The 17,425-nt window shown below is 35.3% G+C and carries 20 protein-coding genes and 1 riboswitch; of the genes, 1 reads left to right on the top strand and 19 read right to left on the bottom strand.

Annotation, left to right across the window (positions count from 1 at the left end):
• Positions 1-47 precede the first annotated feature (47 nt).
• The 11 genes from CLOS_RS03780 to pssA all read right to left on the bottom strand — a co-directional run bounded on the left by CLOS_RS03780 (position 48) and on the right by pssA (position 8,167).
• Positions 48-863: a sensor histidine kinase gene (locus CLOS_RS03780; protein ID WP_198006318.1), complete on the bottom strand. Its 816-nt coding sequence runs from the start codon at positions 861-863 to the stop codon at positions 48-50.
• Positions 864-913: 50 nt separating this feature from the next.
• Positions 914-1,573: a response regulator transcription factor gene (locus CLOS_RS03775; RefSeq protein WP_408626274.1), complete on the bottom strand. Its 660-nt coding sequence runs from the start codon at positions 1,571-1,573 to the stop codon at positions 914-916.
• Between the two features lie 247 nt (positions 1,574-1,820).
• Positions 1,821-1,955: a hypothetical protein gene (locus CLOS_RS16400; protein WP_330360315.1), complete on the bottom strand. Its 135-nt coding sequence runs from the start codon at positions 1,953-1,955 to the stop codon at positions 1,821-1,823.
• A 73-nt stretch (positions 1,956-2,028) separates the two neighbouring features.
• Positions 2,029-2,166, bottom strand: a complete 138-nt coding sequence (locus CLOS_RS16495) for a recombinase family protein (RefSeq protein WP_408626281.1) — start codon at positions 2,164-2,166, stop codon at positions 2,029-2,031.
• 82 nt (positions 2,167-2,248) lie between these two features.
• Positions 2,249-2,371, bottom strand: coding sequence for a hypothetical protein (locus CLOS_RS16395; protein ID WP_330360314.1), 123 nt, complete (start codon positions 2,369-2,371; stop codon positions 2,249-2,251).
• Between the two features lie 100 nt (positions 2,372-2,471).
• Positions 2,472-3,824 carry a 23S rRNA (uracil(1939)-C(5))-methyltransferase RlmD gene (rlmD, locus tag CLOS_RS03770; protein ID WP_012158598.1) on the bottom strand — a complete coding sequence of 451 codons (1,353 nt, stop codon included), beginning with the start codon at positions 3,822-3,824 and terminating at the stop codon, positions 2,472-2,474.
• Between the two features lie 121 nt (positions 3,825-3,945).
• Positions 3,946-4,686 carry an amino acid ABC transporter ATP-binding protein gene (locus tag CLOS_RS03765; protein ID WP_012158597.1) on the bottom strand — a complete coding sequence of 247 codons (741 nt, stop codon included), beginning with the start codon at positions 4,684-4,686 and terminating at the stop codon, positions 3,946-3,948.
• Positions 4,674-5,474 (bottom strand): amino acid ABC transporter permease, encoded by an 801-nt coding sequence (locus tag CLOS_RS03760; protein ID WP_012158596.1) that lies wholly within the window; start codon positions 5,472-5,474, stop codon positions 4,674-4,676. The genes CLOS_RS03765 and CLOS_RS03760 overlap by 13 nt, the downstream gene beginning before the upstream one ends.
• 64 nt (positions 5,475-5,538) lie before the next feature.
• Entirely contained in the window at positions 5,539-6,381 is an 843-nt protein-coding gene (locus CLOS_RS03755; RefSeq protein ID WP_012158595.1) for a transporter substrate-binding domain-containing protein, read from the bottom strand.
• Between the two features lie 151 nt (positions 6,382-6,532).
• Positions 6,533-6,715, bottom strand: a riboswitch (Lysine riboswitch).
• 119 nt (positions 6,716-6,834) lie between these two features.
• Entirely contained in the window at positions 6,835-7,563 is a 729-nt protein-coding gene (locus CLOS_RS03750) for a pseudouridine synthase (protein WP_012158594.1), read from the bottom strand.
• Between the two features lie 88 nt (positions 7,564-7,651).
• Positions 7,652-8,167 carry a CDP-diacylglycerol--serine O-phosphatidyltransferase gene (gene pssA / locus CLOS_RS03745; protein ID WP_012158593.1) on the bottom strand — a complete coding sequence of 172 codons (516 nt, stop codon included), beginning with the start codon at positions 8,165-8,167 and terminating at the stop codon, positions 7,652-7,654.
• Positions 8,168-8,488: 321 nt separating this feature from the next.
• Between pssA and fba the strand changes: the two genes are divergently transcribed.
• Complete coding sequence (gene fba, locus CLOS_RS03740; protein ID WP_012158592.1) at positions 8,489-9,421, top strand: class II fructose-1,6-bisphosphate aldolase; 933 nt, start codon at positions 8,489-8,491, stop codon at positions 9,419-9,421.
• A gap of 38 nt (positions 9,422-9,459) precedes the next feature.
• Here fba and CLOS_RS03735 read toward each other — a convergent pair whose 3' ends face one another.
• The 8 genes from CLOS_RS03735 to CLOS_RS03700 all read right to left on the bottom strand — a co-directional run bounded on the left by CLOS_RS03735 (position 9,460) and on the right by CLOS_RS03700 (position 17,344).
• Positions 9,460-10,149, bottom strand: a complete 690-nt coding sequence (locus tag CLOS_RS03735; RefSeq protein ID WP_012158591.1) for a metallophosphoesterase — start codon at positions 10,147-10,149, stop codon at positions 9,460-9,462.
• 28 nt (positions 10,150-10,177) lie between these two features.
• Positions 10,178-10,984, bottom strand: a complete 807-nt coding sequence (locus CLOS_RS03730; RefSeq protein WP_012158590.1) for a GTP pyrophosphokinase — start codon at positions 10,982-10,984, stop codon at positions 10,178-10,180.
• 242 nt (positions 10,985-11,226) lie between these two features.
• Positions 11,227-12,240 (bottom strand): type I glyceraldehyde-3-phosphate dehydrogenase, encoded by a 1,014-nt coding sequence (gene gap / locus CLOS_RS03725; protein WP_012158589.1) that lies wholly within the window; start codon positions 12,238-12,240, stop codon positions 11,227-11,229.
• A 402-nt stretch (positions 12,241-12,642) separates the two neighbouring features.
• A complete protein-coding gene (locus CLOS_RS03720; protein WP_012158588.1) occupies positions 12,643-13,599 on the bottom strand; it encodes a TIGR01212 family radical SAM protein in 957 nt (318 codons plus the stop codon).
• A gap of 101 nt (positions 13,600-13,700) precedes the next feature.
• Positions 13,701-14,099: an adenine nucleotide alpha hydrolase family protein gene (locus CLOS_RS03715; RefSeq protein ID WP_012158587.1), complete on the bottom strand. Its 399-nt coding sequence runs from the start codon at positions 14,097-14,099 to the stop codon at positions 13,701-13,703.
• Between the two features lie 141 nt (positions 14,100-14,240).
• On the bottom strand, positions 14,241-14,591 hold the full coding sequence (locus tag CLOS_RS03710; protein ID WP_012158586.1) for a hypothetical protein: 351 nt from the start codon (positions 14,589-14,591) through the stop codon (positions 14,241-14,243).
• A 20-nt stretch (positions 14,592-14,611) separates the two neighbouring features.
• Positions 14,612-15,553: a phosphoglycerate dehydrogenase gene (locus CLOS_RS03705; RefSeq protein WP_012158585.1), complete on the bottom strand. Its 942-nt coding sequence runs from the start codon at positions 15,551-15,553 to the stop codon at positions 14,612-14,614.
• 195 nt (positions 15,554-15,748) lie between these two features.
• On the bottom strand, positions 15,749-17,344 hold the full coding sequence (locus CLOS_RS03700; protein WP_012158584.1) for a peptide chain release factor 3: 1,596 nt from the start codon (positions 17,342-17,344) through the stop codon (positions 15,749-15,751).
• Between the last annotated feature and the right edge of the window lie 81 nt (positions 17,345-17,425).

Here is a 17,425-nt window from a genome sequence, read left to right as displayed (position 1 = left end):
TATTATAACAATAAAAAGGATTTTAATTTTAATTAAAATCCTTCAAGCTAATTTACTTTATATATCTTTATATTGAATATAGCGCCTTCTTCTCCATTTTCTACTTTTATTTCACCATTATTATTTTCTATAATAGTTCGTGCCATTGAAAGTCCTATCCCAAAACCGTTTGAATCTGGAGCTTTATAAAACCTTTGAAATACTTTATTTATATATTCTTTTTTTATTCCACCACCATTATCCTCTATAGATATATTGGTAAATATAGGATTATCTATACTTCTAACCTTTATAGTATTACATTCTGATAAGTTTATGGCATTTTTCAAAATATTTATTATAGCTTCGCTCATCCAATAAAAATCAACAAATATATATTCTCCATTATATTCTTCTATAATCTTTATACCTTTTCTATCTACATCTTCTTCTAATATTTCTAAAGCATAATCAAAAATTTCCTCTACTAATATAGTTTCGTACTGCATATTTTCTATTTGAGCATCTAAATTAGATATTTTTAATAGTATCTCTGTAAGTGAATTTAGTCTATTTAATTGAGTAATCAATTTTTCAATTTCTCTAGAATTTTTTTCATCCTTTTCTAACATTTCTAAATCAAATAACATGGTAGTTATTGGAGTTTTAATTTGGTGAGATATATTCTCTAAATTTTCTATTTGTATCCTAGAAAGTTTTTTTATCTGTTCTTTTTCTTCAACTATTCTAAGAAATAGTTTATAAATTTGATCCTCTAATATTGTAAAATAATCCTGTTTCATAGGAATGGAATAATTTTGATGATTTAATCTATCTATTAAATCTAAAATTTCATCTATACGTTTTTTTTGTTTTCTTTTCATTATTAAATATATAAAAGTTAAACTAAATATCCACAATAAGTACATCATTATTATTCAATCCTATATCCAATCCCACGTATTGTAGTAATTATAGATATCGAAGTCTTATCCCTTATTCTTTTTATTGTAGCTGTAAGGGTATTATCATTTACAAATTGATTCCTATCTTCCCAGAACATTGTCAACAATTGATTTCTAGTAAATATCCTATTAGGATTTTTTATAAATAGTGACAAAACCTCAAATTCTAATGCAGCTAAATCTACAGATTTGCCCTTATAATAAATAGTTCCATTATCAATATCTAAAATAAAGTTTTTGTATTTAATTTTATTTCCTGAATTTATGGGAAATGTTCTTAAAGTAGCATCTATTCTAGCTCTTAATACACTTAGATTAAAAGGTTTAGTTAAGTAATCATCTGCACCATTATCTAAGGACTTAACTATAAAATTCTCATCATTTTTGACTGTAGTTATTATTACTCTTATCTTATTATCTTTTAAAATCCTTAAAAGTCCAGTGCCCTCTTTATCTGGAAGATTTATATCCAACAAGGCTAAGTCAAAAGATTCATTTATCTTTGCAATTGCATCTTCAAAAGAATTTGCAATAGCAACTTTATAATCCATTTTTTCTAAAAACTCTCGTATCTGCATTGAAATTTTTTTATCATCTTCAATAAGTAAAATTTTATACAAATAATTCACCTAGCTTTCTGTCATAATTCTTATAATAACTTAACTAAAAGATTCTTAAATTTCAATCATGCTATTACTTTTTTCACATTTTATTATATATTATTATATCAAATATATGTCTCTTATAATATTCTTAAAGCTGATTATTTTTTATATTTTGCAATATCAAACTTATTTATAGAAATGGTCTTACATTGCTTAATTGAAAAATACATTTCCTACTACCCATCATAGTTATTTCATCTCATCTCTTTAGCTACTTTCCTAAATATTTTTTTATTATCTCTGCCTCTTTAGGAACTATGACTAATTCAATATTTTCATCTTTTGTATATCCCAAAAATTTCTTATGATTTACTGATACTATTCCATTTTTAAACCTTCTTGTCATACCCCATTTTATATTCTCACTTAGATTTCTACTCTCCTATTGTACTTGACTGCTTAAGATAGTAATTAGTAACTCAAGTGTTCCTTGCAAACCTGCTAACAAATTTTGTTATGACCATATCTATTTTCCCTGCCATGTAGTTATCTATCATTGAATTGAAATCATCTCTCTTTTTTGTATTAGTTGCCGACTTACCACCATCTTCATATATCCTTGCATTTTTCCAGTTTGGTTATCTTTTATCTTATCTATATAATACGATGCTTGTGCTTTATAACTATTTTCTTGTTCTTCTAAGATAGTGCTAACTCTGCTACTCTTAGCTTCTTTAGTTCTAGTTTTATATTTCTATCATGAATTATTTTTGAAGGTATAATTGCTACATTTTTCTTTTTTCTTGCCAAGGTCTCATTCATTTACATTTTTTTATTTTCAAGTAGATATGTTTCCACATACAAAAAGCCACCAAATGTCATCTACACACTCAGCGGCTTAAACTATTGATATTACTAAATTCTATTGCTTTTCTAACTTACAAACAGTCTCCACATGATTCGTCCTCGCAAACATATCCATCAATTTCACTTTTTCTACCCTATATCCTCTCTCCATAAACACCTTCAGATCCCTTACTAAAGTCACTGGATTACAGGACACATATACGAACGTATCTGGGTTAAAGTCGATAATTTTATGGATGGCTTTTGGATGAATCCCGTCTCTTGGAGGGTCGATCACAATTAAATCTGGTTTCTCTTTTAGATCATTTACAGCCTCTAAGACGTCCCCTGCAATGAATTCAACATTATCAAGTCCATTCATCTTAGCATTTTCTTTCGCCATTTCAACGGCTTCTTCTACGATCTCTATACCGATTACCTTTTTGGCAACCGGTGCCATAATCTGAGCAATGGTTCCAGTTCCAGAATATAGATCGAAGACAATTTTATCATCAATATCTCCTGCAAACTCTCTAGCGATGGTATACAACTTTTCCGCACCTAAGCTATTTGTCTGAAAGAATGAAAACGGAGAAATTTTAAACTTTAAGCCTAAAAGTTCTTCTACGATATAATCTCTTCCATAGAGTAGTTCCATCTGATCTGCTTTCACTGTATCACCTAATCCATCGTTGATGGTATGGAGAATCCCTGCGATTCTTCCACTTAAGTTCAGCGATAGAATCATATCTTTAAGCGCCTCATGATGAATCGGACTTTGGCTAGTAGTTACTAGGTTCACCAGTATTTCCGAACTGGATACTGCCTTTCTAATAACCAAATGTCTCAGTACACCCTTATGCTGCCTTTTATTATAAAAAGGGACTTTTTTCTGCTCAAAGTAATCCCTTATGGATTCTCGAATTAAAGTAAAATCTTCGTCGACAATATTACAGTCCCAGGTATTAACGGACTCATAGAATCGATTCTTCATATGAAGACCTAAAGATAAAGGCCCTCCTCTTTCTTCGTCCCCAAAGGTATATTCCATCTTATTTCGATACGCTTTAATAGAAGGACTGGCTTCAATTCCCAAGAAGTTCACATGAAGTCCTTCTTTTTCAAACAAACTGCGTATTTGCTTTTCCTTCAGTGCCAATTCATTTTCATAGGAAAGTGTTTGGTAGGTACAACCTCCGCATACACCAAAGTGGTGGCATCCCTTTTCTGTTTCTAAGGGGGACTTTTCAAGAACCTCTAATATTTTAGCTTCCACATTGCCATTTTTATTTTTAGCAATTCTCGCACGAACCTTCTGCCCCTCGATACCGCCCTTCAATCGAATGGTTTGATCCTCGTATTTTGCAACTCCCTTATTAGGAAATTCAACCTGATCTATGATCAATTCTATCTCTTCATTTTTTTTCACAATTTTTCCTCCTAATTCTAGGTTCAGTATTCCTACGAAATAGCTCCCTTTATCTCCCCTAAATTATACAGAAAAATGTTTGTTTTAGCAACTTTTAGGTGTCTGGACCCCTTATTCTCAATTACATCTTATTTAAAATTCTCTTTAAGAATTCTTTCGTTCTTTCTTCCTCTGGATTATTAAAGATCTTACCCGGCTCTCCTTCTTCTGCAATTACACCTTGGTCCATAAAAACAACTCTGTCGGATACTTCCCTTGCAAAATCCATTTCGTGCGTAACCACAAGCATAGTCAGTCCACTTTCAGCTAAATCCTTCATGATCTTTAGTACCTCTCCCACCATCTCTGGGTCCAGTGCAGAAGTCGGCTCATCAAATAGCATGACGTCCGGCTCCATAGCCAGTGCTCTTGCTATGGCCACACGCTGTTTCTGTCCACCGGATAGCTGCTTTGCTTTTGCATGGATATATTGATCCATCCCTACTACTTTTAAGTATTTCATAGCAACTGCCTTCGCCTCTTCCTCGCTACGCCCCAATACCTTTACTTGCCCAACGGTACAGTTGCTCAGTACATCATGGTTATTAAATAGGTTAAATTGCTGAAAAACCATGCCCAGCTTCGTTCTATATGCGTAAATATCGTGTTTGTCATCTAATATATTTTCCCCATTATATATAATTTGACCGCTGGTTGGTTTTTCCAATAAATTAATACAGCGTAGCAATGTAGATTTACCAGATCCAGAGGACCCGATAATGCTTACGACCTCACCTTTGTTTACAGAAAAATCAATATCTCTTAAAACCCTATGGCTACCAAAGTCTTTGCTTAAATGTTGTATATCAATTATCTTTTCCATGATACAGCCTCCTTTCCTCTATACTTCTCTCTACTACTCTCTATGTTTTCCAAAGCAGTCTCCACCTGCATTTGGTTTCCTGCCATAATGTAATTTGCTGGGCCATCCATTCTTCTTTCTATATAACGAAGTATTCTTGTAATCACAATCGTCATGGTTAAGTAGATCACGCTGGTGATTAAATAGGGCTCGAAGAATTTAAAAGTGGCCCCTGAAATTGATTTCGTTTGAAAAAATAGCTCTGTTACGGAGATTACATTCAAAACAGATGTATCTTTAATATTGATTACAAACTCGTTCCCTGTAGCAGGTAAAATATTTCGGATAACCTGCGGTAATACGACATTGATCATGGTTTGAATATGATTCATTCCGATGGCCTCAGCTGCTTCAAATTGACCCTTGTCGATGGATAATATACCGCCTCGAACGATTTCGGACATATATGCACCGGTATTGATGGATACGATGATTAAAGCTGCAAAGGTCCGATTCATCTGGATTCCAAATGCCTGTGCAACCCCATAATAAATAACCATTGCCTGCACGATCATCGGTGTTCCTCTGAAACACTCTATATAGATGGATATGAAGCTGTTGACCACCTTAAGTAATACTCTCTTGAAGCCTCTGTCCGGCATTGGAATCGTTCGTACAATTCCTGTTAATAAACCGATCACAGAACCGACCATTGTACCCGTTATTGAAATATATAGTGTAACCCATGCACCACGAGCAAACATGGGACCATAATCGTTGAAAATTTTAATCAGTAGCTCTAATGACATATCTTTCACTCCTTTAAATTAGACCGAATACCAAACCATTCGGCCTTAAGTTCATTCTGTAGAATTAATCCACTGTGATGGGCTGACTCAATACAGCTTTGTTCATAATTTCTTGACGTTCTTCCTCTGAAATTTTTTCCAGTATGGTATTAATTTGTTCTGTAAGATCACTATTTTTTCGAATTCCTATAGATACAGCGGAATCCTCCACCGATGCTTTAAAACCTTTTCCTTCTTCAAAATCGATCATTATAAAATTTTCATTGGCAGCGGAAGCACTGATTCCTTCTGGTCTTTCTGATACGTAACCGTCTATAATTCCAGATTCCAAAGCCACTCTCATAACATTAAAGCTTTCAAATGCAGGTTCTTGTTTTACGCCATTGATTTGATCGATGACTCTATAGTGGGATGTATTCAGCTGTCCTGTAATCTTTGCACCTTTGAAATCTTGAATGGATTCTGCATTGGTATAATTTCCGTCTTTTCTTACAACCATTACTAAGTCAGAGCTGTAATAAAAATCTGTAAAGTCGATGGCCTCTAATCTTTCTGGTGTTGGTGACATCCCTGCCACAATGGCATCAATACTATTAGATGTTAAAGCTGGAAGAAGACCATCCCAATCCGTCTTAACGATGACCAATTCTCTTCCCAATCCCTCTGCAACTCTTTTAGCAATTTCTACATCATACCCTCCAGCATATTCTGCTGTTCCCTCAATAGGCACTGCGCCATTGGCGTTATCCATTTGTGTCCAGTTAAATGGTGCATATGCCGCTTCCAGTCCAACTACAAACTTTTCTTTCCCTCCAGAGCCACCAGCGGTTTTCGTTGGTCCACAAGCAGCTAGTACAAAAATCGATAGTAAGGATATTGCTAATAAAGTTGTTATTTTTCTTCTCATAATATGACATCTCCTTTTATTCTGTTTTTTCTTAGGTTTTTCAAAAGTACATTTTCACTTTTTAAACAACAAAAAAACACCTGACAGTATTGTCAGATGCTTGTATACACATAGCAAAGCTAAGACAATCCTACCCTCCTTTTTGGCTCAACGTGGAGATAGCACAACATCAAAGTACCGAGCAAGTACAATGATGACAGTCCTACACCTATTCGATGTAGACCCAGCAACAGATTTTGGTATCTGAAACTTCGGCGATGTATCCTTTCACCATATTTCATAGGCTTCCAGCCTCCACATGGGTACTAATATAAATCGCGCCTCTACCCCACCCAAAGGATGAGGATTTTTATAAAGTTGTAATGTTTAATATCTTAACATGATAAGTTGTCAATGTCAACTCATTCTGAAATAAATCTTTTCCAGCAGAATTTTATTCAGTCCATTCTCCGCTTAACGTACTAGATTTTGTAGACTTTCCAGTTCTTCTTCCGTCAGCTCTCTATATTCTCCCAATGGTAAAGTAGGGTCTAAATTTAGAGTTCCCATAGAAAGTCTTTTTAAATAGACGACAGTTTTGTCCACAGCTTCAAACATTCTTTTTACCTGATGAAATTTACCTTCGTATATGGTCAGCTCTATTTCTGATATCTCGTCAGATTTCAATATGTTCAGCTCTGCCGGAAGGGTTTTATAATCTTCCTCTATGAATACGCCTTCCTTAAAGCTTTCTATATCCGATCTAGTGACGGTACCTAGAACCTTTGCATAATAGGTTTTCGGTACATTCTTTTTAGGCGAAAGTAAATTGTGGGCTAACTTTCCATCATTGGTCAACAAAAGTAGTCCCTCTGTATCTTTATCTAGCCTACCTACTGGAAACACGGAGAAAGGCAGGTACTCTTCATCTAAAAGATCCACTACGGTTTGATCCCGGTTATCCTCTGTGGCAGATATGACCCCTTGAGGTTTATGCATCATAAGATATACAAATTCCCTATAATTTACAACTTCATTTCCAATGATGATTTGACTATTTTCAGGATCTACGTGTGCGCTGCTATCTTTCACTACTTTGCCATCGACTTTTACAAGTCCATTCTTACAAATTTGCCGAATATCTTTTCGACTGCCATATCCCAAATTTGATAATATCTTATCTATTCTCTGTGTCTTCGCCATGATTCCCTCCACTTTGTTCCTACAACCCCGTAGGTTGTACGTATTCAGTATTATATCCTATTGAAAAAATGATCCCTTTAGGATCATTTTATCTTTTCTTCAATCTAATTTTTTGACTCACCATGGCATAAGAAAGAAATACCATAATGAATATGAAGAAATAAATATTTACATTATAGTTGATTGAGTACAAATTTGCTAAAGCTACAATGCCACCAGCAATTGTAATCGGTATACCAATATAAACCCCTGCGAATTCAGTAACGTTATATCTCGCTAAGCGGTAAGCTCCTGCAACTGGAAATAGAACTGTTATAATCATCCCAATGATGCCATAACCAATTAGATGATTGGCCCACACCAAAATTGCAGGTGCAACACCAAAGGATATTAAGTCACATAAAGAGTCCAGTTCCTTCCCTAGATCACTTTCCACATCGAATCTTCGTGCCAGTGACCCGTCAAAACGGTCGGTTAAAGCTGCTAATAAAATAAATAATGCCGCAACATAATAGTTTTCTGCCAATATATTAATAATCGATAATACCCCTAATGATAAATTAAACAAAGTAAATATATTCGGTATATGTGATTTAACCTTCATTGTATCCCTCCTATCCATTACTTATTCCTATCGAAAACTTATAAGTCTCAATTTTCATAGCTCCTTTCTCTTATCTTAACATAATATTAACAATTATACCTCAATATTTTACTTCATTTCCTATAAAAATAATAGTGGTAAATTACAATATAAATTACTTATTGCCATAATATATTTCTTTTAAAAAGTATACACTATACTAGGCATCCTTTCCATACCAATTGTTCTGGCTTCAATGTGAATTGACGTTGCAATTTGCCTATGATAGAATTAAAACAAATGTACATATGATTTATAGTAAATTTATTAGGAGGAATTACTATGCCTTTAGTTACAAGTACAGAGATTTTTAAAAGAGCATACGCTGGCAATTATGCCATTGGTGCGTTTAATGTGAATAACATGGAGATCATTCAAGGGATTGTTGATGCAGCTAAGGAAGAAAAATCACCTTTAATCCTTCAGGTTTCTGCTGGCGCTCGAAAGTATGCAAACCCCATCTATTTAAAGAAGCTGGTTGAAGCTGCCGTTGAAGATTCAAACCTGCCGATCGTATTACACCTGGATCACGGAGAAGATTTTGAAATCTGTAAGCAATGTATCGATGATGGATTTACTTCTGTTATGATCGATGCCTCCCACCATCCATTTGAAGAAAATATTGCAATTACTAGAAAAGTAGTAGAATACGCCCATAGCAAGGGTGTGGTTGTAGAGGCTGAGCTTGGAAGATTAGCCGGTGTAGAGGATGCTGTTAATGTAAGTGAAAAGGATGCGAGCTATACAGTTCCAGAGCAGGCTGCCGAGTTTGTACAAAAAACAGGAGTGGATTCATTAGCCATTGCAATCGGTACAAGTCATGGTGCTTATAAATTCAAAGGAGAGCCTTCTTTAGATTTTGAAAGACTAAAGCAAATTCAGGCATTATTACCGAACTTCCCTCTTGTACTACATGGTGCATCTACAGTTTTACCTGAATTCGTAGAATTATGTAATCAATACGGTGGAAATATCCCAGGCGCTCAAGGTGTTCCAGAAGAAATGATCCGCAGAGCAGCTGGACTCGGTGTATGTAAGGTAAATATTGATACAGACCTACGTCTTGCTATGACTGCAGCAATTCGTAAAGACATCGTAGACAATCCTTCCAACTTCGACCCTAGAAAGTATCTAGGTGCTGGAAGAACTGCCATCAAAGAAATGGTACGCCATAAAATCAAAAACGTTCTTGGATCCAACAATACAGCTTTATAGGTATAAAACAAGGCAGCTACTGAAGTAGCTGCCTTGTTTTATACGATTCTTACCATGTGGAAACCAGCATAATCGCAGGATACCAGGTTATAATAAACGCCATTATATTCTCCCTTTAGCCCTGCATCATATGATGTTTCTCCATGCAAATGTCCGTATACAACCTGCTTTACCTTATATTTTTCTAACATCTCTGTAAATAGAGATGGTTCCAATTTATCATTTGTTGGAGGATAATGAAGCATCACAATAATATCTTCATAGCCTTTTTCTTTTGCAGCCTTCAGCGATAATTCTAATCGGTTGACTTCTCTTGTAAAGATTTTCCCATCATGTTCTGTAAACTTATAATGATTCGGACAGTTCCAACCTCTTGTCCCACAAATCGCATATTGATTATAAGTAAAAAAGTTGTTCTGTATAAAATGCATGGAGTCAAATAACGAATTTAATTTAGTTAAAGAGCCCCACCAATAATCGTGATTCCCTCGAATCAAATATTTTTGGCCAGGTAGATCTGCAATCCAATTCAAATCTATCTTTGCATCTTCCAAAGTCATGGCCCAAGATATATCCCCTGGAATCAAAACAGCATCCTCATCTTTTACATTCTTCTGCCAGCTCTCCATTATTTTCTTGTCATGTTCTGTCCAATGCTCTCCAAATATATCCATTGGTTTATTAGAATATCCACTTAAATGCAAATCTCCTATCGCAAAAATTGCCACTTTATCACCTATTTCTTATTACAAATCTCTATATTTCATCTTCTATATGCTCGATAATTCGATCCACTTCTTTAGAAAAACTTTTAAGTTCACTAATATCTCCCTTATTCCATATTTCGGTAAACTTCTCTTGAAGCCCTGTTGCCTCAGCGATTCTACCTGCAGAATATAGGGAATAGATATCTCCTAAAATATCGGATACTGTATTGGAGCGTATCTCAAATAATTTCTGTGCTTGACGGATCTCATGCCTGATTTGGGACATCTCTTGATCTAATCGAAATGCCGCGTCTGCCGCTTTGATTAACCGCTCAGTCACATGCTCCGGTATATTATGCTTATATTTATATTTCAAGGAATGTTCTATGGTCCCCCAAAAGTTCATCGCTAAAGTTCTAATTTGAATTTCTGCCAATATTTTCTTAGGCCCCATTGCGGTTTGAATTGGGTATCGGATAACGATATGGTAGCTTCGATATCCACTGGGCTTAAAATTATCAATATAGTCCTTTTCATAGACAATATCTAGGTCATATCCATCACGCTCTCGAATATAGTCCACAACAGTGTAGATATCTTCAACAAATTGGCACATGATTCGAATCCCTGCGATATCTTCAATACCATCTTCTACATCTTCAATGGCAACATCTAATTTTTCAGCCTTCTCCAATATGCTTGAAACCTTCTTCACCCTACCTGTAACGAACTCAATTGGGGAATATTCTCCAATACTTCTCAATTCCCTACGGATTCCCTTAAATTTAACTTTAAGCTCTTCCACTGCATTGTCATATGGAATTAATAATTTCTTCCAGTCTATTTGTTGCTGCATAATACCACCCCGCCAACTTAATTCCCAATAATTTCTATAGCATTATTTTATCCATTATATATTATATCATCATTTCTAAATTTATCCTATTTATTAAAAAATAAAATTTGCTGGTTCCTACTAAAAAGCTTTAAGTTGCACTGAATTTAAAGCTCTATGTTCAATTTCAAGTGCCTAAAATAAAAATGGAAAAAAATATAGACCTTTCAATTGAAAGGTCTATATTTTTTATCTCTTCGATTTTATAAGCCCTTTTTAGCCATATATTCAGCTAAATCAACGATTCTGCTAGAATATCCCCACTCATTATCGTACCATGAAACTACCTTTAACATTTTCTCTCCAACCATCATTGTAGATAAACCATCAACGATGGAGGATCTGGAATCTTTCTTAAAATCAACAGATACCAATGGTTCATCCGTATATCCTAAGATTCCCTTCATTGGGCCTTCTGCAGCTTCTCTCAGTTTTTGATTTACTTCTTCCGCTGTAGTTTCTTGATTTAGTTCAACTACTAAATCCACCACAGATACAACTGGCACAGGAACTCTCATGGCCATACCATTTAATTTTCCAGCTAGGGATGGAATAACTTTAGCCACAGCTTTAGCAGCACCGGTTGTTGTAGGTATAATGGATTCTGCGGCCGCTCTAGCTCTTCTCAAATCCTTATGAGGTAGGTCTAATATTCTTTGGTCGTTGGTATAAGCATGAACTGTTGTCATTAAGCCGCTCTTAATGCCAAAGTTGTCTTCTAACACCTTAGCAACTGGCGCTAAACAGTTTGTTGTACAGGAAGCATTGGATACAATATGGTGTGCTTTTGGATCATATTGGCTCTCGTTTACACCCATGACAATAGTTAAATCTTCTCCTGATTTAGCAGGTGCAGAAATGATAACCTTCTTTGCACCACCTTGTAAGTGCTTAGAAGCATCTTCCTTTGTTAAGAAAATCCCAGTAGCTTCAATAACAATATCTACGCCCATTTCTCCCCAAGGAATTTCTGCTGGATCACGAAAAGCAGTAAATTGAATTTTTTTGTCGCCAATATAAAGAGCATCCTCAGTAGCTCTAATATCTTCTTTCATTATGCCGTATAGGGAGTCGTATTTAAATATATGTGCATGTTTTTCTGGTCCGCTTGTACTGTTAATCGCTACCACTTCAACATCAAAATTATTTTCTAATGAAGCTTTTAATACAGCCTTTCCAATTCTTCCAAAACCATTAATTCCAATTTTTGTTTTCATGAATATCCTCCTAGTCCGTATTTTCATATTAATTATATATCATTATTATCTATTATAACATACTTTTTCAAAAAAGTTTCTCATATATGATTTACATTTAATTAACAATCTCTAAAAAGACACCCTAAAGCACTAAAATTTCTATATAGGTTCACTGTACTATGTTTACACAATATCAGAAATTTAATTCGTCTGAATTGCCGTCGCATAAACCTTTCTTAGATAGGTGCTCCTTGTATTTAATATCTTCGCAGTCTCATTGCACAATTTTATTCTCCTTCCAGTCGATAAAATTGGCATTCGTTGCGTTTGACCTACCATCAATTTATTGCTCCTTTCGTCCCGTAAATTGGGTTAGGTCATAAAAAAAGGCAAAACTCATTATAAGTTTTGCCTTTTTCCCTATATTAGATTTCTTAATGCTTTACCATTGAGATAGTCCACTTTTTTCCCTTGGTACCTTCCATCTCGAGCCATTTCTTCATGGATTTCATCACGAATCTTCCACCAACTCATATTCCAATTGACGAATAGACTATTGGCCTTCGGTGCCCGCCCAATAATACGCTGTACAACGACATCGGGAGATAAATGCTCTAAGAATGTAATCACTCTTTCCTTATACTCTTCTACGGAAGCGATCTCGATTTCTCCCCTTTTATATTGCTCTCCCATGATTGTATTTTCCATGATGTAAAGAGCATGGAGCTTAATCTGATCCATTTTAAGTGCGGACATAATTTTAGCATTTTCAATGACATCGTCCATATTGTCCCAAGGCAAGTTCAGAATTAGGTGGGTACAAATGCTAAATCCGTATTTTTTAATACTTAGGACAGCATCCAAATACTCCCCCAAAGTATGTCCTCTATTTATTTTCTTTAAGCTATGATAATTTACACTTTGAAGCCCAAGCTCTATGGATATATTTAATCCTGTTCTTTCTCTTAAATCACTTAAAAATTCTAAATATTCTTCTCTGATGCAGTCCGGCCTTGTAGAAATAGCAATTTCTACGATTTCATCCATTACAGCTTCCTCGATATACCTTTTAAAATCCTCTAAGGGCATATAGGTATTGGAGAAATTTTGAAAATAAGCAATATATTTATTGGCCTTATACTTTTTTCGGATATGCTCCCTCGTTCTCGTTAATTGCTCTCTTACTGGAAACTCATTGGATAAGCTTTCAAATACCGTGCCACCTTCAACACAAAATGTACAGCCACCTTTTCCCAGGCTGCCATCTCGATTGGGGCATGTCAGTGGCAAATTCACCGGTAGCTTGTACACCTTTTCGCCATACTTATCGATTAAATACTGAGAATATGTTCTATATTGAAGCTGATTGGTATTCATAATCTCTTCTCCCCGTTATTAATTTTTTAAAAATAATCTATATGATGAAATACGATAGAGATTTCTATAAATATAGAAATCTCTATCGTTTAAAATGCGATCTATTGAGTTGAAACAATTTTAATTTCAACGTCTTTCTTTAGCTTTTTTGTTAACTTCAAGATAATATTGTTGTCACTATTATCATTTGAAGATTCAGGTGATTCTCCCAATACAATATCTGTAATATCGTGTGTTTCACAAAAATCGGTGATGGTTTTTACTACCTCCGATGATCGTAATACCGTCATGTCGGCGCCAACAGACTTAGAGATTTCAAATAGATAGTCCAAAGCCTCTCCCTCTCTAGAGTTTCCTAAAAAGTTCCATCCTGTAGGTGCTACATGAACAACGAAAAGATTTCCGCCCTTCTTTTCTTTAATTCTAACCCCAGATTGAATTAGCCTTTCGCAAGTTTTTTGCTTTGTTACACAAACCATTATGTTGTTTTGATCCTTCACATCTTGGGCCCCCTTCTATTCCACATAAATTAATTTTAGAAAAACTCTTTAGTGCCCTTAACATTCCTTATATATTATACTATACTTTATCAAGAATTTGTTATCTATTTCAGCTGTTATTAATTTACAAACTCTTAACAATTACTTTTCTATAAGTTTGAAAGAAACACTATATTCTTCTTGCTTAATGACGATCTCATAATCTGAATAATCCAGCTCGAAATTAAGTAAATGTGACAGAAGGTCTATATTCTTTAAAAAATGGACACTGCATTTATTATTATTTTCCATTGTATTGAATCTTAAGATGATACTTTTCACTTCGGATAGTTGAATCCTAGACATTTTATTAGGGTCAATAAAAGGCAGGTGCAGATTTACGGTCCGATACTCTATTGGAATAAACAGATCTACATCGCCATTTTCGTCTTCTTCTCTCAATTCTCTAACTTCAAAATCACTGTTTAATATAAATTTATTTTTTATATACATATCTCGATCCTTGCTTTCTATTAATATCCTCTTTTTAGATTAATGACATTCATCAGTTCCTCACCCTTTGCATACCTTCTCATATTTTCAAAGGCTGTATAGAATCTTCTTTGATCTCTCATTTCAGACATCCATGAATTATGAGCGGTTACAATGACATTGTCCATCTCCCATAGAGGGCTTTCCACCGACAAAGGCTCTGTTTCAAAAACGTCCAATGCAGCACCCAATAAATTTCCTTGCTTTAAATGCGCTATCAGATGCTCTTCATTGATGATACTTCCCCTAGATACGTTAATAATCGCTGCATCTTTTTTCATCTTTTCTAATCTTTCTTTGTTAATCAAATGGTGAGTCTGATCCGTATAAGGCAGGGTTAAAACTACGACATCGCTATAAGTCAATACTTCATCCAATTGGTCAATCGGATAGCATTTGTTGAAGTACTCCGTTTCATTCCCTTTTGTGTTGATACCGATGACCGTAGTGCCAAAGCCTTGGAATCGTTTCGCACCTTCCTTGGCAATACTTCCAGTACCAATAAAGGTAATGGTCCTACCGTATAACTCTAAAAGTCTACTGTTCATATGCCATTTCTTTTCTTTTTGGTAGGAATACAGTTCCGCACTCTTTTTGTATAGTTCTAGCGTTTTAAGCACGATCCACTCGCCCATAGGGATACTGTAGCCACCTCGGTTGTTTGTCAGCGTTATATTGTTATTCAGCACCACATCAGCAGGTACTTGGTTTACACCTGCGCTGAAAAGCTGTATCCATTTTAGGTTTTTCATTTTACTAATATCTAAAGTATCGAATGGGTGATAGCATAATAAAACTTCAACGTCCGCTATATCCTCATTGTATACTGCTTCGTTTTCTCTCATTTCAACAACTTCATATCCCAGCGCTCTGATTTTATCAAAGTTTTCTTCCCCTAAATTATGTGTGAATAAAGCTTTCATATCATCCCTCCTATTTTTACGTCATTATAGATTATATTACCAAAATTAATGAATCTAAACTCAAAAATAAAATTTGTTCGCTTAGGCTCACAAACTTTATGGCGCACTCAATTTTAAACTCTATTTAAAATATTAAATGCTGAAATAAATTAAATAGGATGCAAAATCTAATTCCGCATCCTATGATAAAGTATTCTAATGAACTGATATTTCTTTTAATACTGCATCTGGGTTCCGCTCTGCAACCCTCTGAATCGACCATTCATTTTGGAACAATAACACTGGCTTCTCATTGTCATCTTCTACAATCAGTGTATCCGTTGTAGTTTTAAATGTATCTGGATCAAAGTCCTTCATCTCTACCCAACGAACATGCTTATAGGGTAGCTGCTGCATTTTAATTTCTACACCGTATTCATTTTGAAGTCTAAACTCTAGAACCTCAAACTGAAGTACACCAACGACACCGATGATCAATTCTTCTGTTCCAATATATAGCTGTCGATATACTTGAATGGCTCCTTCTTCAGCAAGCTGAGTAACTCCTTTTAAAAATTGTTTTCTCTTCATGGAATCCTTTGCATAGACCTTTGCGAAATGCTCGGAGGCAAACATCGGAATACCTTCATATTCCGTCTTAGAACCATCTTGACATAAGGTATCTCCAATATTAAATATGCCCGGGTCGTGAACACCGATGATATCTCCTGGATAAGCCTTTTCTACAACAACTCTATCCTGGGCTAAAAATTGTTGTGGCTGTGATAGTCTTACCTTCTTATTTACACGAACATGGTTCACTTCCATGCCCTTTTCGAACTCACCAGAGCAAATACGAATAAAGGCAATTCGGTCTCTATGGGCAGGGTTCATATTGGCTTGAATTTTAAATACAAAGCCTGTGAAATTATCATTTTCAGGACTAATTTCACCATGATTACTCATTCTACCAGAAGGAGGATTGGTGGTGCTTAGAAAATACTCTAAAAATGGTTTTACACCAAAGGTAGTCATAGCACTACCAAAGAACACAGGCGTTAACTCTCCCTTTAATATTTTATTTAAATCATAGTCATCCCCAGCCATATCTAGAAGCTCAATTTCTTCCATTAATTGATTATGATAGCTCTCTCCAAGTAAGTCTTTAAAAGCAGGGTCACTTACGTCACTAACGGTGGACTCTACAATACTCTGGCCATGGTTTTTCTCGTGAAAAACTTCAATCTGATGTTTTTGTCTATCAAAAACACCTTTAAAATCTCCATCTGTACCGATGGGCCAGTTCATTGGATAGGATTGAATGCCCAATACCTTTTCAATCTCCTCCATTAGCTCAAATGGATGTTTCCCTGCACGATCCAGCTTGTTGATAAATGTAAAAATAGGAATTCCTCTCATTCTACATACTTCAAATAGCTTTTTCGTCTGGGGCTCCACACCTTTTGCACAGTCAATAACCATGACTGCACTATCTGCCGCCATCAATGTACGATATGTATCCTCACTGAAGTCTTGGTGACCAGGTGTATCCAATATATTCACACAGTAATTATTATATTCAAACTGAAGCACACTGGAGGTAACTGAAATTCCTCTCTGCTTCTCTATTTCCATCCAGTCCGATACTGCATGTTTCTGGGCTCTTCTTGCCTTTACAGATCCCGCCAAACGAATGGCACCTCCGTAAAGCAATAATTTCTCAGTTAAGGTTGTTTTCCCAGCGTCTGGATGGGAAATAATTGCAAAGGTTCTTCTTCGATTAACCTCATTTAAAAACGACTTATCCGCCATATTCTTTCCTCTTCTCTATCTTCTTTTTCTTTAAATTCCATATATTTTATTTTAAGCACCTGAAATTAAGTAAGATGCAAA

Origin of the sequence: Alkaliphilus oremlandii OhILAs (assembly GCF_000018325.1) — a bacterium.
Lineage (GTDB): Bacteria > Bacillota > Clostridia > Peptostreptococcales > Natronincolaceae > Alkaliphilus_B > Alkaliphilus_B oremlandii.
Note: the sequence above shows the minus strand (reverse complement) of the source record. Positions and strands in the feature narration are given on the sequence as shown.